An 18,905-nucleotide genomic window follows, 5' to 3' on the forward strand; every position below is an offset into this window, starting at 1 on the left:
GGATGTAGAACTTTAGGCTTCTAGCACCGCGAAAATATCCTCTGCTGCGATAGCGCCTTGGCGCAAAATAAGTGGTTTTTCCCCGGTAAACCCAACGATCGTGGATTCAAATCCTATATCGCACTTATCTCCATCTAATATGTACTCGATTTGATCCCCGAGCTGTGCGTCGACCTCCTGAGCAGTGACTGGGCTTGGCTGTGAGTGCAGGTTAGCACTGGGTAGTGCGACTGGAAAATCAAGTTTGCCCAATAATGCCAATGTCATGGGGTGATCACAGATTCGCACCCCTACGGTATGTCCGCCGGCGAGCATTTCTACTGGGATTTTTTCGTTTGCTTCCAATACCAAGGTCAGCGCTCCAGGCCAAAATTTGGCTGCTAGTTTTTCTGCTGCTTTGGGGAATTCCTTGACGAAGGTTCTGACCTTTTCTATAGAGTCCGTTTGCGCAATCAGCGCCTTGTCCATGGGACGGCCTTTGACCGCATAGATCGCTTTGATTGATTCGGGATCAAAGGCATTGCCAGCCAGTCCGTACACCGTGTCTGTGGGGATTGCTACGAGTTTGCCAGTGTTCAGTAGACTGGCAGCTACTTTTATATCTTTTCCTATTTGTGCCATGAGGCAATTTTAGTTTACAAAGTATTGAGTACAAAGTATTGAGTACAAAGTATTGAGTACAACAGATATAATCCACAACTTTGGGCAATAGCGAAGAGAATAAGTATGTCATTATTACCCTATTACCAAGAAAACACGATCGAAGCAGGTTGCGATGAGGCAGGGCGAGGCTGTTTGGCTGGACCTGTAGTGGCTGCTGCTGCGATCATGCCTGCTGATTTTAGCCACCCTATATTAAATGACTCGAAACAGCTATCTGCCAAAAAGCGAGAAGCATTGGTAGATGTGATCAAAGATGCAGCTATTGCGTGGGGCATAGGTGTTGTGGACAACTTGGAGATTGATGAGATCAACATTTTGAACGCTTCTTTCTTAGCGATGCATCGTGCCCTTGATCAACTGAAGGTAAGACCAGAGCTGCTCCTGATCGATGGCAATCGTTTCAATCGCTATCAGGATATTCCTCACGAGACGATGATCAAGGGAGATGGTAGGTTCTACTCCATAGCTGCAGCCTCCGTGTTAGCAAAGACATACCGGGATGAACTCATGACTCAGTATGCCACAGAATATCCGCAATATGCATGGGAGAGAAATGCGGGCTACCCTACCAAGGCACACCGAGCTGCAATACATGAATATGGCGCAACACCTCTTCATAGACAGAGCTTTAGGTTGCTTCCCGAGCAGTTGGAAATATTCAATTAATACCTAATAGTAGGTAGTTTGGTCGTTTTTTTTAGCCGTTTAGGCGAATGCTTTGTTAAAGTCCAACGTCTGTCGTTAACTTAGTGAAACCTTAATGAATGTAGAATCCTCATAAAGTGTATGGATAGTTGTTTGATCAACTACTCAAAATTTAACAAAGAGAAGCCTGAAAAGGCTTCTCTTTTGGTTTTTATGAAGTAGCTTTTAGTATTTAGATTCCGGATCACCCTGTATTTCTGAGGGAGAGGTAGTAGATCACTTCGTTATTCAAGATTCATTGTTCGAAATTCGTGATTGTTTTTTTTATAAAACAATCACCCATTATGAGTCTTTGAGGTAATATTTAAAGGATTGGAATAATGAATCTCGAATGCTCATTGTCGAATATTGATTTTTATCCCCAGAAATACCAATTGATCTTAGATTCCTCACTATGTAGATTGTACGCCTCACTTTTTGAGACGGTAATGAGTCAAAAGCATGTCAAATTCGCAATGCATCCTGTTTTAACCTCTTGGCATGAATCTTCCTAAATAGTAATAGAGGACAGTGGTATTTTAAACCTACTGGACTTTTGCTCACTAGACTTATCGTCACATGGAAGAACTCAATCTAGAACAGCCTATAGAAAAAGTACTGAATAAGTTAGAGTCTTGGTATGAAGGAGTCATCGCTATGTTGCCAAATATGGCCGTAGCGATTCTCGTATTTATACTCTTTTTGGTTCTGGCCAAACTCTCCCAAAAGCTCTTTGTTAAACTGTTTAAGAAAGCATCTAAGAACAAGGCACTTGAGAGCCTATTCGGGACGATCACCTATTATACCGTATTGGGAATCGGGCTGTTTATCATCCTCGGCGTATTGCAGTTACAGACTGCGGTGACCTCATTGTTAGCAGGGGTGGGTGTTATTGGTTTGGCGTTAGGTTTTGCCTTTCAGGATATTGCTGCCAATTTCGTGTCAGGTATTATTTTGGCATTTCGTAAACCTTACCACATAGGAGATATCGTGCAGGTCAATGGCATCATGGGGACAGTTGCTCGGACTAACCTGCGGGTGACTGTATTGAAAACATTTCAGGGTCAAGAGAACTATGTGCCCAACAAAGAGGTACTCGCTAACCCAATAGAAAATTTTAGCATACTGGGGGAGAGACGGATAGACTTAGCAGTAGGCGTGTCCTATGGAGATGATTTGGACAAAGTGGAAAAGCTGGTCTCTGACACCATAAGCGAACTAGAGGGAGTGATTCGAAAGGACGATATGATATTCGACTATGAGGAATTTGGCAGTAGCTCTATCAATTTCAATATACGATTTTGGACCAAATTTCCCAATCAACCAGGCTTTCTCGCGATGAGAAATAAAGCCATCAAAGCGATCAAATCAGCCTTTGATGCCAATGATATTACGATCCCATTCCCTATCCGTACGTTGGATTTTGGGATCAAGGGAGGTGAGACACTCTCTCAGATGAGATTGAATATGAAAGAAAACTCTAACGAAACGAACGAATCATGACAGCACAAGAAAATGAACTCTTATTAATCTTTAATTCCAAAAAACAGGAGGACAAAGAACTACGCGGGTATGCCGCTGCACTGAATAACTATAAGCTCAACGAAAAGGATCTGTCAAAGGATAGTATCACTGCGACCCAAATTGCTGAGATCGCACAAGTGATGCGCGTGAAGGTAAGCGAATTGGTAGATACCAGTGCCGAGCAGTACCAGAACAAGATGAAAAATGGTTCTTACTCGGATGATGACCTAGTACATGCGATGGAAAACCATCAGGATTTGATCAAGACACCTATTGCCTTTTTTGGGACTAAGGTGTTTTTCGTGCAATCCAAGTTTAGTTTTCACAATGAAGGTTTAGATGTCAGAGGTATACATCTGAAGGATAAGGCGTAACATATATGTTCTTTGCGGTGAAAGCCCTCGCTCGTTAGCCCAGTGTTAATCGGGCGAGGGCTTTTGTTATCTCACAATTACTAATACCTCATTGCAAGTGTATAAAGCCAGTGTTTTGATGAATCAGGCTTAATCCTGAGGCAATCTGCCACATCTAGTTTTGTTTCTCAATTTTATAACAAAATATAACTGATGAAACAATTATTTACACTTGTAGGCCTGTTGTCAATGGCCATTATTTATTCCGCATGTGATGAGGAAACTGGATTTAAAGCACCCGATGAAAATCCATCGACTTTCTCTGAAGTAGCACATATTACTATCGGTGGTGAGACAGCTGCAGAGATTGCAGACTTTGATCCTAAAACGAAACAATTGTTCGTAGTGAACAATGACGGAGAGAGTAGAATCGACGTGATCGATCTATCCGATCCAGCGACTATGTCCAAAACTGGCTCAATTAGCATTGCTAGCTATGGCGCAGGTGTCAATAGTGTGGCAGTGGGGGGTGATTATCTCGCAGCTGCTATTGAAGCTGAGACCAAAACGGATAATGGTAAAATCGTTGTGTTTAACTTGTCTGATTTGACCGAAGTGGCAGTAATCAATGCAGGAGCATTGCCAGATATGGTAACTTTCTCTCCAGATGCAAAGTACATCCTGTCTGCGAATGAAGGTGAGCCAAGTAATGACTATAAGACTGATCCGATGGGTTCGGTAACTGTTGTGATGGTAGATGGTTTTACATCTACTACTTTAGATTTTACCTCTTTTAATAGCTTCCAAGCCGAAGGTTTTCGTGTGTCAGGCCCTGATGCTGACTTGGCTCATGACATAGAACCAGAGTATATCACAGTATCTCCAGATTCTAAGACTGCTTATGTTGCCTTACAGGAGAATAATGGGATGGCTATCATTGATTTGGAAACGCAAAAGATCACTTCTTTGGTGTCTCTAGGGTTGAAAAATTATGCTGCAAATGGCGATCAAGTAGATCCAAGTGATGAGGATGATAAGATAGAGTTTAGAGATGTGCCTGCCAATATTTTTGGTGTGTACATGCCTGATGGTATAGCTGCATTCGAAGTAGGAGGTGAGACCTATGTCATCTCTGCCAACGAAGGCGATGGTCGTGAGTATCTGTATGATGCAGATGAGGCAACTTGTGATGCTAATGGAGGAGACTATGACGAAGATGACGGATGTTTAGCTTACGGTGACGAAGAGCGTTTGAAGAAATTGGATTTGCTAGAATCGGCATTTGCTGATGCGGATGATATTCAAGAAGATGAAGCTTTCGGTAGATGGAAAGCTATGAAAACAGACGGAGATGCAGATTCAGATGGCCTGTACGAAAAAGTATATACCTATGGCGCACGTTCATTCTCGATCTGGGATGCTGAAGGTAAACTCGTAGCGGATTCTGGTGATGAATTAGAGAAGGCGGTACACGCTGCTGGCTTGTACGATGATGGACGTAGTGACGACAAAGGTGTAGAACCAGAAGGTGTCGCAGTAGGAGAGGTTAATGGCAAGATGATCGCTTTCATTGGTCTAGAAAGAGTAGATGCTATCGCAGTATATGATGTGTCTGTACCGAGCAGTCCAATGTTTTTGTCTATCCTAGAGACTGGTGATGCACCTGAGGGGTTGGTCTTTATCTCTGCTGAAGACAGCCCAGTTGATAAGAGCCTGTTGGTGGTGTCATGTGAGGATGACGGGACGGTTTGGGTGTATAGCCCAGAGGTATTCATGTAATATTGATTTTACTGAAAATCATTTAGAGCCTGTCTCTGTAGAACGAGAGTTCGACGGAGACAGGCTCTTCTATTTTATGGAAGGTATGATTGTTTAGTGTCTAGATTCGGGGATGTTGCGCATGTTTTACACAGTGGTAGATTCTTTAGCAGCCTCTTTGACCAGCAACTCTATGAACTTGTCCAGGCCTTTGTGTTCTATCGAGTGATTGAGACTTTCTAGTGCTGCTTTTTGTAGGTTCATTATGTTGTTAGGGCTAGCGTCTCCCATGTCAGCTGAGTAGCTATCTCTGAGCTCATCGGGGACATCTACACGTAGGTACTGGTGTCGCCCTTTCTTGCCTAATGTATTGAATATGCTTTGAATCTGATAGGCCACTGTATCCGCACTGCCGTCCATCATGATGTCAGGTGTGTGCTGTGCCCATTTGAGTAGGCCCCAGCCTTTACTTTTGTTTACTCCATTGATTTTGAGGTGTCCGCCCCCTGTACCGACGGAGAGGATAATCATGTTCTCGGCAGAGGGAGCTTGTATGGGGCCTTCTTTGGTGTCGCGAACTTCTGCATAGGCACACATCGTCGGGTTATTGGCAAATACACCACCGTCCAAGTTCATCATTTTATGTTTTGGGTCAGCTAAGTTTTGGATTCGAGCAGGAGGGAAGTAGGTGGGGGCAGCAGAGGTCGAACGTGCTACGTCACGGACATAGAATTCCCTGTTTTTGCTTTTTGGCTCCCGAGAGGAAAAAAAGAAGGTACTCCCTGTCTGGAGGTTATAGGTCGTGATGAGTGCTGGTTTGGCAAGTTCACTAATCTTTAAATCACCAAACTTATCATGGGCGACTTTTTCTAAATATCGCGGGCTATATTGGGTAGCATTGAACATCATTTTCAGATCATAAAACCGAATTTTGGATCGATTGAATATATCATATCCATGATCTACATATAGGGATAAGGCTTCTTCTGCCGTATACTTTGACGTTTTAGTAGATCCGTTTTCGCTCTGAGGTGTGAGGTATAGACAGGTTAATATGCCTCCTGTACTCGTGCCGGCTATAAAGTCAAATAAGTCAGCGATACGGAGGTCAGGGTTATTGGAGAGTTGTTGTGCTTTCTCTTCGACATACTTGATTATGGTTGCAGGGATGACTCCTCGGATACCACCACCATCTATGCAGAGCATTTTTACTTTCTTCATGTGGGATTAGTTGGCTATTGATGTTTGCTTGTTTTATCAACTAATCTAAGGCAATTGACATGTTTGTCAAATGATTGTTTCAAATATAGTGTCCGGAGGCTAGCTGTGTGGGTATATAGTGTTGCTTGCTAAATGTGAGCGCTTCGGTTGAGTTTGCTATAATATGAGAGATCGATTAAAAATTAGTCATTTCTATCTCCTTTGATTCATGGTCAGATAGTACGACATGCTGCATGATACCTCCACCGATTTCGTCCCAAAGCATGAAAGCTATGACGTAGTAGTCGCCTGCTGGGAGATTTTCGAACGCAAACGTGCCGTCTTCATTGCACATCGTCTTGATCGTTTCGTGATAGCCTTCTGGGTCTGGTGTGAACTTTGGAATACCATCTTGGACATGTACGAAACCAGCGTTTTTATTACCATAGATGTGATTTAGCCTTTCTTCGGTGTATAGGCAGTTGGGCATTAGTTCTATGCCAAATTCTTCACCGAAGCGTAGCTCTCCACTTTTGGATTTGAATTTTGCGACTCCTTTTATGCTTCCACCGCCTTTGGTCTTGAACCAACTGACTGCCGCTGGATCGAATGGGTTGGTGACTGTGATAGTCGGTGTTTCGCTTGTCTTTTTGGTTTCTGTACAACTCAGTAGAACTATTGCTAGGAGGGGAAGTAGTAATTTGAATTTCATGTGGATTGAGATTTCTGTGTCAGTACGTAATTGATGGAGGCTTATAGCTGCCTGCTTGACTTATCGTAAGTTAAATCACGAGCAACAAAAAAAGGCATATCAATTAAGATATACCTTTTTTTGTTGCTCGTGAAATGCTAGTAATTAAACAACTTTCACATTTACTGCATTTAATCCTTTTCGGCCTTCTTCAACATCAAAGGATACTTTGTCTCCTTCTCTAATTTCATCCGTTAAACCATTTACATGGACAAATACATCCTTGCCACCGTCTTCTGGAGTTATAAATCCGAATCCTTTAGCATCATTGAAAAATTTTACCGTTCCGTTAGTCATAATTATTTTTAATATATACGAAGCAAATATAATAATTAACTGTTACCGTGGGTAACAATTGTTCTCTTCTTATTGCGGGAGTATCATGTAGGGATTTATGAGTTTATGATTTTACTAAGGGGAGAATACGTTGAACTACACTATTTCGGCTTAGTATTCTTTTCGTTCAATGGCTGTCTGTCAGTGATTATGGACGGACGATGATCTGTCAACCTTTAATCATCTAAATCCGTCTATGAGTCCGTGATTCTCCGCAGACAAAAATTTGAATACAAGCAAACGGCTCTAATCGAGAAGATACTGATAGAGGCTCCTTTTCGCTATGAAGCGCTCTTTCAAAACGAAGGGTGCTTCTTGTATGTCAGCGGTCTGTCGTCGAACTTTCATGCAGTAGATCAAAAGGTAGCACTATCATCCAACGAATCGGTTTTACTCAAGTGTGGCACCTATTTCGTGGATTGGCTGAAGACAGCAGAGTCGTCTAGGTGTGAGGTCTTGGCTATTCATTTGCCCGCAGAGCTCTTGCGAGAAATTTATCGGCATGAGGTACCTTCTTTTATGCTGCCAAAGCAGCAGGGGGATTTTATCCAAAAGGTCGTTCCAGAGGTCACTTTATCCAAGTTCATCGATAGCCTAGATTTTTACTTCGAGACACCTAGTCTCGTGACGGACGAATTGTTAGAACTCAAAATCAAGGAACTCATTCTGATCCTCGTCCAGACCAAAAATGCTGCATCAGTCTTAGAATTACTCTCGACCCTTTTTGCGCCGCGAATCGTCACTTTGCAGGAGGTCGTCAGTACGCATCTCTACTCTACGGTTTCGGTTAGTCAACTGGCCAACCTGTGCAACATGAGTTTATCTTCCTTTAAAAGGGAGTTTGAAAAGATATTTGGAGACAGTCCCAAAAACTACATCATCCAAAAGCGACTGGGTCGTGCCAAGGAACTGCTTTTGGTCTCCGATGATAGTATCGCATCGATTGCTTATCAAGTAGGGTTTTCAGATCCAGCTTACTTCTCACGACTTTTCAAAAAGACCTACGCGCAAGCACCCTCTGTCTTACGCCCACGCTGAACCAAATATCCAAGTCTTTGAACCATTACTCCAACTGCTCCTTAGCGTGTCGATATAGCTTTGTGTCTATCAAAACAATAGGTATTAATGATGCAAATGAAATCAAGAAAGTACATGACGGGATTCCTAGGTGTATCCATGTTTATGGTCGGGTTTTTAAAATTTTTCAATCCCTTCAAAGGATGGTATGCTGTACAGATCTCCAGTAGTGGGTTTGGAGATTTGTCCTATGCTATGGGGATTTTTGGGGAGCTAGTCGTAGGAGTGGCTTTGCTCTATGTATTGTTGTTTCCTCACCGTTTCAAGCTCAAATGGTACTATGCAATCAATCTAACTGCGTCTGCTATGGTCGTGGTGATGATGGCTGTCGGCATATTGGTACATCTACACCCAGAGGTGCCTGCCGATGTACTACCGCTCAAAATCAAACCGCCCTTTATCCCAGCGTTCTTCTTGCTACTCGGAGTAGCGCATGGTGTATTGATAGCTAAGGAAGCAATGGTCAACAAAGTATTGGTAGCTAACTGAGTGCTTGTCATGAAGAAGAACTTTCTATGGTTACTACTAAGTGGGCTTCCTTTCGTCTCTTTTGGGCAAGCTTGGATACACGCCAAAACACAGGATGGGATAACTGTGTATACTCGAATATCCGATGACTCACCAGTCAAAGAATTCAAAGCGATCGGGTTATTGCAGGCTTCTCCTGAGGAGATCGTCTCTGTACTGCTAGATTTTGAGGATTACTCAGCATGGTACGACCATTGCAAAAAGGCCCGACTGTTAGCACACCACTCGGATACATCCATGACGTATTATCTGGAACTGGCTATGCCTTTTCCGTTTAGCAATCGAGATGCTGTGCTAGATATGACAATAGATCGCCAGAGAGAGCATACCACCCTTCGCTATGACAGGAATACATACGCTATGGAAGAAGTCGATGGAGTGGTACGGATGCCTGTTTCGCAGGGGCTTTGGATTTTGACTGCTAAAGGGGATGAAACAGAAGTAGTCCATCAGTTCAGGGGTGACCCTGCAGGGCAGGTACCCGCGAGTATAGCGAACTTGTTCGTAGTGGCAGGGCCAATTCAAACACTGACCGCTTTGCAGCAATTTTTGAGCGAGTAGGTGAGACCATTTTTTATATGTGGAGTGTAAAGAGAATGCTTTAACGCAAGTAGAGGTTGGTCTTTGAGAGGTCATGTTCTGTGTTATGCGATTTATTATTTATTATGAGTTGTTTTTATACTAGGGGAGAATAAAGGCGCATAAAAAACGCAATTATCAGCTGTTTTTTGAGCGTATGCTTGTCTTTTTTTGATGGTTTTTAGCGTGTTTTGAATAGATTGTATTGTTGTTAGAGAATGTGCCGTGTGGTTGTCTATATAGTCAATTGTTAGTGTCGTTCTGTTCAGGGGTTAAAAATTCAGTCAGCAGTTAGAAATAAATTCAAGATGAGAAAAGTATCATATGTGAAATGCTCTCTTTTTATTGTTTTGTTAGTGGGAGGTTTTGCTTGTCAGGTCGACCAAAGTGAGAATCCACTTGACGAAGTATTGAGGTCGGATAATCCTAAGATAAAACAAGTCATGGATCAGGTAGAAAATCATGATGTGCAAATATGTTTCACTCGTGTACTGAGAAAAGAAGATAGTATCGTTCTTCGAGATTATGCCTATCATGTAGAGACTGATAAGTACTTCTACCCAGCTAGTACTGTTAAGTTTCCTGTGGCGCTGCTGGCTTTAGAAGAGTTGAATCATTCGGAGGACTATACGATGAATACACCATTTCAGGTAGAGGGGGATTCTTTGGTTTCGACAGTTGCAGATAATTTGTCGTGGATATTTGCTGTGAGTGACAACCAGGCATATAATAGACTGTTTGAATTTTTGGGAGCGGATACAATCAATAATAGATTGAGAAGAAAGGGTGTCGAACCGATACGAATATCTCATAGAGTATCCACTCCAAACTCGGATGCTTTGATGACTAAGCGCATCATGCTTCATGTGGATTCAACTCGAATAGATACTTTGGAATCTGTGGCAAGTCAGCCTCATGAGCCTTTGCTTAAAAAATCGATCAAAAAAGGTGTAGGGTATAACTCTGGTGGAGAGCTGATTAAAGAACCTTTTGGGTTCGAATATAAAAACTACTATCCTGTAGTGTCACAACATGCGGTGATGAAGCGTTTGGTGTTTCCAGAGTTATTTGAACCAAACCAGCGTTTTGACATCACAGAGCAACAGCGTCAATATGTGTTGAAAGCTATGAGTACACTGCCCAAGGATGCGGGGTATGATTCTACGGAGTACTACGATAGTTATGTCAAGTTCCTGTTTTTTGGAGATAGTAGGGCACCCATTCAGGGCGAGATGAAAATATACAATAAGATCGGCCAGGCTTATGGTACTTTGACGGACTGCGCTTATGTGTACGATTCGTCTACAGGTGTGGAGTTTCTAGTGACAGTAACTATGATCGTCAATCAAAATGGAATCTTCAATGACAATCAGTATGAGTATGATCAGATTGGGATGCCATTTTTAGCGACGCTCGGTCAAGCGTTGTACGATTGGGAATTGAAGCACTGAGTTGATCTTTTCAGATGAAAGATGTTAATTCAATATTAAGTGATTGTGTTACTTTATTGATTTTATATCTGTACAAATTATCCTTTGGTTAAACCCTGTTTTCGATAGTAGAATAACTGATAGAGCGAGCTTCATTTGTGGCAATAATATAATCTGCTATGAAAAGAAAATCCATTTTATTTCTCGTATCTGTATTGGCGTCTATTTCGATTAGTGCGCAGGTAGGCACGTCTGATAGTACGGATTTTGTGGTGACCTCAGGGGAGACTATTCGCGGAGTGGTGAAAGTCAACTTGGAGCGAAATGACCTCATGATACGTTCAGGACGACATATCTATAACTGGACGGCTGACAAGGTGGATCAGGTGTCTGTTCTTGATCCGAGTACTGGAGAGCGACATGAGTATCTGACTGGCGGTTTTGGGATGAATGAAGGCTCTTTCTTTTTTGAGGTGCTGTCTGTAGGACAGATCGTGCTACTCTACCGAGAGGGGTTGAAGTTTAGCCAATATGACGAAACGACATATCCACCTTTCTATATTTTGCAAGATGGCGTGCTGCATTCTCTAGCACAAAATAAAAAGGAATTCATGAGTTTGTTTGATGGAGATTATGCATCAGAGATGTCTGATTATTTTAAATCCAATGATGTTGATATTTCGGATCGAATGAAATTAAAGCAGATGTTCACTCATTACAATGCTAAATTTTCAATCCCAGATCACTACTACGTGACTAATCGATAGTCTGTTTTATGGCAGTTGATAGTTTGATTTAACAGTCATTCCCTGCCCTTTATATCCATACCATTTCAGGTACTGAAGTCCTATGTTTGTTAGGCACTCCGACAGGTGTCGGGGACTAATAAGCCCAGTGCCGTATGAATGAAAACATCCTAAGATCGTATGATATAGAGCGTCACCTTCTCGACGAGGTGTTTGAGCATGGAGGGGATATCCGAAAGCCATACCAGCGGCTCTTTGAGTATTTTAACAAGTACAGTGCGGAGGATTTTAAGCGGGTGAACGAGGCTACAAAGCTGTCCTTTCTCATGCAAGGAATTACTTTCGCTACCTACGCTGAGAACCCAAAAGGGACGGAAAGAATCTTTCCGTTTGACCTCATGCCTCGGGTGATCACTGCCAAAGAGTGGGAGAGGTTAGAGGAAGGCTTGATCCAGCGCAATGTAGCTATCAATCTTTTCCTTAAAGATATCTACAATGACAAGAAAATACTGCGAGACAAAGTCGTGCCCGCGGAATTGATATTCTCTTCAGCCAATTATAACAAGTACATGGTGGATTTTGAACCGCCTGGTGGTGTGTACAATCACATCTCAGGGACAGATCTGATTAAACATAGTGATGGTAACTTTTATGTCTTGGAGGACAATGTGAGGTGTCCATCTGGGGTGAGTTATGTGCTGAGTAACAGAGATGCACTGAAGAAGGCACTGTCCGTGCTGTTTAAAGAACTTAAGGTTGGGACGGTTTTCGATTATCCTGCTGCATTGGCCACCTGTATGCACTCCGTAGCACCTGATGGTGTAGATGCCGCGACCTGTGCTGTGCTGACACCAGGGATATATAATTCGGCCTACTACGAGCATAGCTTTTTGGCTCAGAGTATGGGTTTGGAGTTGGTGGAAGGTCGTGATTTGTTCGTAGATAAGGGGTTTCTGTACATGAAAACTATCTATGGGAAGAAGAAACTCGATGTGCTCTATCGCCGAATAGATGATGAGTTTCTTGATCCTATGGTTTTCAATCCGAACTCTATGCTGGGTGTGCCAGGTCTGATGGACGTGTACCGCCAGGGCAATGTTAGTTTGATCAATGCACCAGGGACTGGTGCATCTGATGACAAGGCTGTGTATTCGTACATGCCCGAGATCATCAAATACTACCTCGGAGAAGATGCCATTCTCCAAAATGTCCATACCTATCAGTGTGAGAAACCTGCTGAGATGGATCATGTACTCAATCATATCGAAGAGTTGGTCGTCAAGCCCGTGGATCAAAGTGGTGGCTATGGGATTTTTGTAGGTAACTGCGCTAGCAAAACGGAGTGTGACGAGATGAGGGCCAAAATCAAAAGCGATCCGAGAGAGTATGTGGCACAGCCGATTATGAACCTGTCATCTCACTCGACCTATATCGACGAGACCAGTCAGTTCGAGCCTCGCCATGTAGATCTTAGGACTTTTACTTTGATGGGAAAGGACTATCAGTTTGTGCTCAAAGGAGGACTAACGAGAGTGGCCTTGAAGCGGGGGAGTTTGATTGTGAACTCGTCCCAGGGAGGTGGCGCCAAGGATACTTGGGTAGCCGAAGTTTAAACAAGGGAAAACAAGAAGATATGCTAGCAAGAGTTGCAAATAACCTGTATTGGTTTGGTAGATACATAGAGCGTGCTGAGCACCTGAGTCGCTATTTGAATATTCAATATTTCTCCGCATTGGATACCAGTTCGGATCTACAGAGAGACCTGGCACTCAAGAGTATCATCAATATGGTTGGGCTCGAAGGAGATGTAGCGTCCTATGATTTCGAAGAGGATATCTTGGTGGCTGTGGCAATGGATGAACATAACAATGCATCCATCAAGTCCTGTATGCATTTTGCCAGAGAGAATGCTCGTGGAGCACGGGATTTGATATCTATAGAGGTGTGGAACGCTATCAATAAGTTTTATCGTTTTATTCATGACTATCCAGAGGACTTTTACAAGACTAAGGGACTCTATGATTTTACTAATACCACCATAGAAAACTGCGCGATCATTAAGTATAGGGTAGAGTCTACCATGTTGCATGATGAAATCTGGGCTTTTGTCAAAATGGGGTTTCATATAGAACGAGCCATACAGATCAATCGAATTTTGATTAGCAAGTTTACCGATATAGATCGGATTGATGACATGAAGGTGAGTCAGTCGGTAGCCAGTTTTCAACTAGGAACATTGCTCAAGTCTGCCGAAGGATTGGATATGTATCATAGAGAGTATTCTATCATGCCTAAACGCAAGGAGGCATTAGAGTTTATGGTGTTGAACGCTAGATTTCCGCGATCGATATCTTATAATGTAACCGCTCTACAGCAGTACTTGCTGTTGGTGGGACTGAGCAAAGAGACTAAAAAGAACTCGATAGAGTGGAGTATTGGTCGAATGAGTGAGCGCTTGAAATATCAGACGGTAGAAGAATTCGAGAAAGAACCGTTGGTTTTTTTGAATGAAACTTTGGCCTATTTGAATGATCTCAATGATTTACTGAACAAGGAATATCTGAATTACTAAATATATGTCCATCTATCAGGTTAGTTACCAAACGACCAATTCCTATGAGCACTTGGTCAAAGAAGCACTGTTTTCTTTATTGGTTTTGCCAGTAGCAGATGATTGTCAATCATTCGTATCTTATAGTGTTGATTGCAATCTGCAGAGACAACATTACCTACAGCCTAACTTGTATGGCTTTGATCAGTTGATGTTTCGTGTCGATCATAGTTTTGATCAGTTGAGTATCATAGTCAATAGTACGGTAGAGGTAGCAGAGATCAATCCTTTTGATTTTGAAAAACAAAGTCTGACCGATGAAAATGCCATGATGGAATCGTTGGATTTCAAGGTAACTTATCAGCCTTTCCTTTTTCAGTCTCAGTCTACTCGTATCAATTTGTCGAGACTTAGTCCTGAGATGACTAAGTCTGTATCTGTGAAGTGTGTGGATTTTCTTCAGTTTCTAAATGCCTATATCTATAAGAATTTCAAATTCGATGATGACGTGAATAGTTTGCTCAATACCCCCACGTCTACTTGGGAGAAAAAGCAAGGGGTTTGTCAGGATTTTGCACAGTTTTTTATTGCGGTCTGTCGAGCCAATAATATTCCAGCACGCTATGTGTCTGGCTATTTAAATCAGGGTGAAGGGCACATCGGTAGTGCGATGCTGCATGCTTGGGTGGAGGTTTTTATACCAGGACTAGGGTGGCAGGGGTATGATCCGACTAATAACCTCTTGCGAGACAGTCATTATATCAAAGTTTGCCACGGAGTAGACTATGAAGATTGTTCGCCGATCAAGGGGATTCTTAATACGCAAGGTGATAATTTTACGGAATACAAAGTAGAAGTAACCCAACAATAATATCCATGACCTACTGCCTAGGAATCAAAGTAAAGCAAGGGCTTTTGGCACTTGCCGATACACGAATGACTTCAGGATCCGAAACCACTACGGGCAAGAAGTATTATCTTTATACTAAGGACAAACAAGCCTTATTTCTGATGACATCTGGTTTGAGGTCGGTACGGGACAAGGCTCTAGTGTATTTTAGAGAGGTGGTCGAAGGAGACAAAAATGACTTCACCAAGATATATCAAGTCGCCAATGCATTCGGTGAGCAAATCAAAAAGGTCGCCAAGGAAGATAAAAAGTCTCTTGCAGAGTCGGGGTTACAATTCAATCTACACGCCATCGTAGGTGGGCAGTTGTCAGGAGATACCGAGCATCGGTTGTTTTTGATCTACCCTGAGGGCAACTGGATCGAAGTAGGTGAGGGATCCCCATTCATTATTATAGGGAACTCTGGATATGGTAAGCCTATTTTGCGTCGGACATTGACCAAAGACGCTACACTGCAGTTTGCACTCAAAACGGGCTTTTTGTCGTTTGATTCTACCCGTGTCAGTGCTAATGATGTCGATTTTCCGATCGATGTACTCAAGTATGAGCACAACAGTTTTGAGATCAAGCACCATCGCTACGAATTGACGGATATGCATGCAGTCTCTGAGTTTTGGGGAGAGCAACTGACTAACGCGATCAAGCAGGTACCAGAGGATTGGATCAAAGAATCTTTATAGGGTCATGGACAAGGTGATTTCTTATCAATATTATAAATGCCCTGTGGGCGAGCTGATTATTGGAGCCTATGATGGACAATTGTGTATTTGCGATTGGCGCTATAGGAAGATGCGGAGTACTGTTGACAAGCGAATTATGACGCTACTGAAAGCAGAGATGGTAGAAGAAGACTCACCAGTGATAGCCAAATGTATCACGCAGTTGGAAGGGTACTTCGCTAGAAGCCTCAAAGAGTTTGATTTGCCTTTGCTGATGGTAGGTTCAGCGTTTCAGCAGTCCGTATGGGAGGCTTTGGTGGCTGTGCCTTATGGCCGGACAGTCAGCTATCTAGAACTGGCTCGCCAACTAGAAAATGAAGGTGCTATTCGTGCAGTGGCGTCCGCTAATGGCGCCAATGCGTTAGCCATCATCGTACCCTGTCACCGGATTATCGGTAGTGATGGGGATTTGACGGGCTATGCGGGAGGTTTGCCCGCCAAAAAGAAGCTTCTGGAGCTAGAAGGAATGAGTCGTCAGACGCAGCTATTTTAAGTATGTGCCAGTCATATATTATGTTCACAGTATCTTAACAGTGTTTTTTCTGCTAATCTTCAGCTTTGTCGTAATCTTGTCTTAAGCATTAAAAATGAAGAGTTTGCAGCTATGGAGTTATTCAAAGGACTATCGGGGAAGTTCATTATATCCTATGTTTTGACGGTTGTATTTGGGGTCTGGACTTATTTTGCATTTCAGAATATCAATCGCTACGAAAGTCTCAAAGACAGTCTTCAGGCCATTCATCTTGGGCTACTTCAGGCACGTCAGTTTGAGCATGAGTTTTTAACCAAAGATTTTCGAGATGTCGGTTTTTTAGAGACGGGAAAGAGTGATAATCTGATCGAGAATAAAAAATTAATCGATAGTGTATTGTCTATTGGACAGGAAATGAAGGTTCGGCAGATGTTTCCTATGGAGAAGATGGATACCATATCTATGTTGCTTCGAGAATACTCTAAGACACTATCAAGGCTGGCTGGACAAATGCAGCACCGAGGTTTTAAAGATCATGGGATCGAAGGTCGATTGAGGGCCGCGATTCATGATGTGGAAGATGCTGACTATGATTATGATAAATCGTTGATGTTGATGCTGAGACGTCACGAGAAAGATTTTTTTCTCAGACATGATCTGAAATACCTTCAAAAGTTTAATGATGGAATAGTTGATTTGAGAGAGGAAATAAGCCGATCCGAAGGTCAAAACTCCGAAAAACAAGTAGCGATTCTCAAAAACATTACGACCTACCAGAAGCTCTTCAACGAGATTGTCGGGATCTATGAAGTGATCGGTCTCGATGAGGGGGATGGTTTGCAGGGAGAGTTAAATGCTATAGCCTCTTCGTTAGCAGTGTCGGTGAATGAACTCATCATCAGTGTAGGAGAGAAGGCTGACCGAAAAGTCCAGCACAACATCATAGCTGTGGTTGCACTCATGATTGTGATCATAGGGATTGGTGTAGTGATTCTTTATGTTCATATTTTCAAAATCACTAGAAACATCAATATAATTAACGATAGTGCGCGAAAGTTGGCCAATGGCCGTTTTCCAGAATTGGCGCATGTCAATTCTCGTGACGAACTAGGCAAGGCGCATACCTCATTTAATGAGTTGATTGATGGATTGAAGAGTAAAACGCAGTTTGCACTAGAGGTGGGGCAAGGACATCTCAATTCTGAACTGGAACTGTTGGGCAAGAAGGATCAGTTGGGTAAATCGCTTATCGAACTAAAAGATAACCTGAAGCGGGCCATTATTGAGATACATCAGGTCGTACGCCAGGCAGGCAAGAACGGAGCGCTGGATACTAGGGTGTCTCTAGATGATAAATTAGGTGTGTGGGAAGACTTTAGTAAAGCGATTAATAAGCTTTTAGAGTCTTTGACGATACCATTCGAAACAGTGAACCACATTGTTAGTGATATGGCAGAGGGGGATTTTACAACGAGATTCGAGGGAGAGCCTAAAGGAGAAGTGAAAAAGCTCGCTGATAATCTCAATGCATCTCTGGATAAACTGAATGAAATGTTGCGGGTGATTACTGATCGAGCAGAGCAAATTGACGACTCGTCCTCAGCGATGCTCGTTTCTAATCGAGAGATGACTAGTAGTACAGCGGAGATCGCTACTGCGACTTCTCAGATGAGTGCAGGAGCACAAAATCAAGTATTAAAGGTAGACGAGTCCTCTAGCTTAGTTGAAGCAGTATTGCGTTCGTCAGATGATATGAGAGAACGATCAGAGACGATCAACCGTGCGGCAAAGGCAGGTTTCGAGAATAGCGAGAAAGGAGCAGAGATGGCACGCGAAATGGTTCGAAGCGTTGCGCAAATTTCTTCCTACACCAGTGAGGCCAATAAGTCCATGGACGTATTGATCGATCGCTCCAAGGAGATCAATCGAGTACTGAAGGTGATGAACGGAATTTCTTCACAAACCAATCTATTGGCACTGAATGCAGCCATAGAGGCAGCTCAGGCGGGCGAAAGTGGACGAGGGTTCGCTGTAGTGGCGGAGGAGATCCGAAAGCTTGCGGAGGATTCTAAGAATGCAGCGAAGGAAATAGAGGTCTTGGTCTCAGGAGTCGAGAATGACACCCTGTCTGCCTCATCTGTTATCGCTAAGATGGATCAGTCGGTACAGTCTGGAGAGACGATCTCTCGAGAGGCTGAGGATGTGTTTGTGCAAATTTCAAAAGCCTCTGCCAATACGCTTTCTTTATCTCAAGGAATACTAGAGTCATCAGCGCTACAAAAGCAGGACATCAGTAAGATAGTAGAGATTACAGAGACCATCGTCGTGATCGCAGAAGAAACGGCGGCAGGCACAGAGCAGGTAGCCTCTTCAGCAGAGGAGTTATCTCTGGGCATGCATGACTATAATGCACGCTCACAGCAGTTGTCTGATATAGCGAATGAACTGAGGGAGATGCTTAGCCAGTTCAGAATTCATGCACAGTCAGCTCCAGTAGAGTTAAGTAGCGGTGATCGTAAGAGTGAAGCGATGAGCAAATACGAGGAGCCGGAGTTGGTATGAGTCGATAGCGTATGAAAAAAGCCCAGATCAAATCTGGGCTCCGCAATGCTATTAAAAGTTAA

At 42.9% G+C, this 18,905-nt stretch carries 19 protein-coding genes; 15 read left to right on the forward strand and 4 right to left on the reverse strand.

What is annotated here, in order from left to right:
• Positions 1-12: 12 nt before the first annotated feature.
• Entirely contained in the window at positions 13-621 is a 609-nt protein-coding gene (locus tag BGP76_RS01460; RefSeq protein ID WP_119843354.1) for an L-threonylcarbamoyladenylate synthase, read from the reverse strand.
• Positions 622-726: 105 nt separating this feature from the next.
• On the opposite strand from BGP76_RS01460, the gene BGP76_RS01465 reads away from it, so the two are divergent.
• From BGP76_RS01465 to BGP76_RS01480, 4 genes are all read left to right on the forward strand, one after another.
• A complete protein-coding gene (locus tag BGP76_RS01465; RefSeq protein WP_119843355.1) occupies positions 727-1,329 on the forward strand; it encodes a ribonuclease HII in 603 nt (200 codons plus the stop codon).
• Positions 1,330-1,926: 597 nt separating this feature from the next.
• Positions 1,927-2,850 (forward strand): mechanosensitive ion channel family protein, encoded by a 924-nt coding sequence (locus tag BGP76_RS01470; RefSeq protein ID WP_119843356.1) that lies wholly within the window; start codon positions 1,927-1,929, stop codon positions 2,848-2,850.
• Positions 2,847-3,245, forward strand: a complete 399-nt coding sequence (locus BGP76_RS01475) for an arsenate reductase family protein (RefSeq protein ID WP_073119908.1) — start codon at positions 2,847-2,849, stop codon at positions 3,243-3,245. Before BGP76_RS01470 ends, BGP76_RS01475 begins: the two co-directional genes overlap by 4 nt.
• A gap of 192 nt (positions 3,246-3,437) precedes the next feature.
• Positions 3,438-5,003 (forward strand): choice-of-anchor I family protein, encoded by a 1,566-nt coding sequence (locus BGP76_RS01480; protein ID WP_119843357.1) that lies wholly within the window; start codon positions 3,438-3,440, stop codon positions 5,001-5,003.
• A 126-nt stretch (positions 5,004-5,129) separates the two neighbouring features.
• On the opposite strand, the gene BGP76_RS01485 is transcribed toward BGP76_RS01480, so the two are convergent.
• The 3 genes from BGP76_RS01485 to BGP76_RS01495 form a co-directional block, all read right to left on the reverse strand.
• Positions 5,130-6,203: a patatin-like phospholipase family protein gene (locus BGP76_RS01485; protein ID WP_119843358.1), complete on the reverse strand. Its 1,074-nt coding sequence runs from the start codon at positions 6,201-6,203 to the stop codon at positions 5,130-5,132.
• Positions 6,204-6,378: 175 nt separating this feature from the next.
• Positions 6,379-6,894, reverse strand: coding sequence for a carboxypeptidase regulatory-like domain-containing protein (locus tag BGP76_RS01490; RefSeq protein WP_073119902.1), 516 nt, complete (start codon positions 6,892-6,894; stop codon positions 6,379-6,381).
• A 144-nt stretch (positions 6,895-7,038) separates the two neighbouring features.
• Complete coding sequence (locus BGP76_RS01495) at positions 7,039-7,230, reverse strand: cold-shock protein (RefSeq protein ID WP_073119901.1); 192 nt, start codon at positions 7,228-7,230, stop codon at positions 7,039-7,041.
• A gap of 243 nt (positions 7,231-7,473) precedes the next feature.
• Here BGP76_RS01495 and BGP76_RS01500 point away from each other — a divergent pair, with 243 nt between their 5' ends.
• The 11 genes from BGP76_RS01500 (at position 7,474) to BGP76_RS01550 (ending at position 18,843) form a co-directional block, all read left to right on the forward strand.
• Positions 7,474-8,307, forward strand: coding sequence for a helix-turn-helix transcriptional regulator (locus tag BGP76_RS01500; protein ID WP_119843359.1), 834 nt, complete (start codon positions 7,474-7,476; stop codon positions 8,305-8,307).
• Between the two features lie 96 nt (positions 8,308-8,403).
• Complete coding sequence (locus BGP76_RS01505; RefSeq protein ID WP_139280895.1) at positions 8,404-8,835, forward strand: hypothetical protein; 432 nt, start codon at positions 8,404-8,406, stop codon at positions 8,833-8,835.
• A gap of 9 nt (positions 8,836-8,844) precedes the next feature.
• Positions 8,845-9,435 carry an START domain-containing protein gene (locus BGP76_RS01510; protein WP_119843360.1) on the forward strand — a complete coding sequence of 197 codons (591 nt, stop codon included), beginning with the start codon at positions 8,845-8,847 and terminating at the stop codon, positions 9,433-9,435.
• Between the two features lie 326 nt (positions 9,436-9,761).
• Positions 9,762-10,904 carry a serine hydrolase gene (locus BGP76_RS01515; protein WP_221409835.1) on the forward strand — a complete coding sequence of 381 codons (1,143 nt, stop codon included), beginning with the start codon at positions 9,762-9,764 and terminating at the stop codon, positions 10,902-10,904.
• 158 nt (positions 10,905-11,062) lie between these two features.
• The gene (locus tag BGP76_RS01520; protein ID WP_119843361.1) at positions 11,063-11,650 is read left to right on the forward strand and encodes a hypothetical protein; all 588 of its coding nucleotides are present in this window, start codon (positions 11,063-11,065) and stop codon (positions 11,648-11,650) included.
• Positions 11,651-11,784: 134 nt separating this feature from the next.
• Positions 11,785-13,242, forward strand: coding sequence for a circularly permuted type 2 ATP-grasp protein (locus tag BGP76_RS01525; RefSeq protein WP_073119890.1), 1,458 nt, complete (start codon positions 11,785-11,787; stop codon positions 13,240-13,242).
• 20 nt (positions 13,243-13,262) lie between these two features.
• A complete protein-coding gene (locus tag BGP76_RS01530; RefSeq protein WP_073119889.1) occupies positions 13,263-14,201 on the forward strand; it encodes an alpha-E domain-containing protein in 939 nt (312 codons plus the stop codon).
• A gap of 4 nt (positions 14,202-14,205) precedes the next feature.
• On the forward strand, positions 14,206-15,051 hold the full coding sequence (locus BGP76_RS01535) for a transglutaminase family protein (RefSeq protein WP_119843363.1): 846 nt from the start codon (positions 14,206-14,208) through the stop codon (positions 15,049-15,051).
• A 5-nt stretch (positions 15,052-15,056) separates the two neighbouring features.
• Positions 15,057-15,770 carry a peptidase gene (locus BGP76_RS01540; RefSeq protein WP_073119886.1) on the forward strand — a complete coding sequence of 238 codons (714 nt, stop codon included), beginning with the start codon at positions 15,057-15,059 and terminating at the stop codon, positions 15,768-15,770.
• Positions 15,771-15,906: 136 nt separating this feature from the next.
• Positions 15,907-16,302 carry a methylated-DNA--[protein]-cysteine S-methyltransferase gene (locus tag BGP76_RS01545; RefSeq protein ID WP_252737130.1) on the forward strand — a complete coding sequence of 132 codons (396 nt, stop codon included), beginning with the start codon at positions 15,907-15,909 and terminating at the stop codon, positions 16,300-16,302.
• 111 nt (positions 16,303-16,413) lie between these two features.
• Positions 16,414-18,843: a methyl-accepting chemotaxis protein gene (locus tag BGP76_RS01550; protein ID WP_119843364.1), complete on the forward strand. Its 2,430-nt coding sequence runs from the start codon at positions 16,414-16,416 to the stop codon at positions 18,841-18,843.
• Positions 18,844-18,905 lie beyond the last annotated feature (62 nt).

Source organism: Reichenbachiella sp. MSK19-1 (assembly GCF_003590315.1).
GTDB classification, from domain to species: Bacteria; Bacteroidota; Bacteroidia; order Cytophagales; family Cyclobacteriaceae; genus Reichenbachiella; species Reichenbachiella agariperforans.

Excerpts from the sequence above, each read along its gene's own strand:
- BGP76_RS01460 (WP_119843354.1), bottom strand. The coding sequence starts at position 621 with ATGGCACAAATAGGAAAAGATATAAAAGTAGCTGCCAGTCTACTGAAC.
- BGP76_RS01465 (WP_119843355.1), top strand. The coding sequence starts at position 727 with ATGTCATTATTACCCTATTACCAAGAAAACACGATCGAAGCAGGTTGC.
- BGP76_RS01470 (WP_119843356.1), top strand. The coding sequence starts at position 1,927 with ATGGAAGAACTCAATCTAGAACAGCCTATAGAAAAAGTACTGAATAAG.
- BGP76_RS01475 (WP_073119908.1), top strand. The coding sequence starts at position 2,847 with ATGACAGCACAAGAAAATGAACTCTTATTAATCTTTAATTCCAAAAAA.
- BGP76_RS01480 (WP_119843357.1), top strand. The coding sequence starts at position 3,438 with ATGAAACAATTATTTACACTTGTAGGCCTGTTGTCAATGGCCATTATT.
- BGP76_RS01485 (WP_119843358.1), bottom strand. The coding sequence starts at position 6,203 with ATGAAGAAAGTAAAAATGCTCTGCATAGATGGTGGTGGTATCCGAGGA.
- BGP76_RS01490 (WP_073119902.1), bottom strand. The coding sequence starts at position 6,894 with ATGAAATTCAAATTACTACTTCCCCTCCTAGCAATAGTTCTACTGAGT.
- BGP76_RS01495 (WP_073119901.1), bottom strand. The coding sequence starts at position 7,230 with ATGACTAACGGAACGGTAAAATTTTTCAATGATGCTAAAGGATTCGGA.
- BGP76_RS01505 (WP_139280895.1), top strand. The coding sequence starts at position 8,404 with ATGAAATCAAGAAAGTACATGACGGGATTCCTAGGTGTATCCATGTTT.
- BGP76_RS01510 (WP_119843360.1), top strand. The coding sequence starts at position 8,845 with ATGAAGAAGAACTTTCTATGGTTACTACTAAGTGGGCTTCCTTTCGTC.
- BGP76_RS01515 (WP_221409835.1), top strand. The coding sequence starts at position 9,762 with ATGAGAAAAGTATCATATGTGAAATGCTCTCTTTTTATTGTTTTGTTA.
- BGP76_RS01520 (WP_119843361.1), top strand. The coding sequence starts at position 11,063 with ATGAAAAGAAAATCCATTTTATTTCTCGTATCTGTATTGGCGTCTATT.
- BGP76_RS01525 (WP_073119890.1), top strand. The coding sequence starts at position 11,785 with ATGAATGAAAACATCCTAAGATCGTATGATATAGAGCGTCACCTTCTC.
- BGP76_RS01530 (WP_073119889.1), top strand. The coding sequence starts at position 13,263 with ATGCTAGCAAGAGTTGCAAATAACCTGTATTGGTTTGGTAGATACATA.
- BGP76_RS01535 (WP_119843363.1), top strand. The coding sequence starts at position 14,206 with ATGTCCATCTATCAGGTTAGTTACCAAACGACCAATTCCTATGAGCAC.
- BGP76_RS01540 (WP_073119886.1), top strand. The coding sequence starts at position 15,057 with ATGACCTACTGCCTAGGAATCAAAGTAAAGCAAGGGCTTTTGGCACTT.
- BGP76_RS01545 (WP_252737130.1), top strand. The coding sequence starts at position 15,907 with ATGACGCTACTGAAAGCAGAGATGGTAGAAGAAGACTCACCAGTGATA.
- BGP76_RS01550 (WP_119843364.1), top strand. The coding sequence starts at position 16,414 with ATGGAGTTATTCAAAGGACTATCGGGGAAGTTCATTATATCCTATGTT.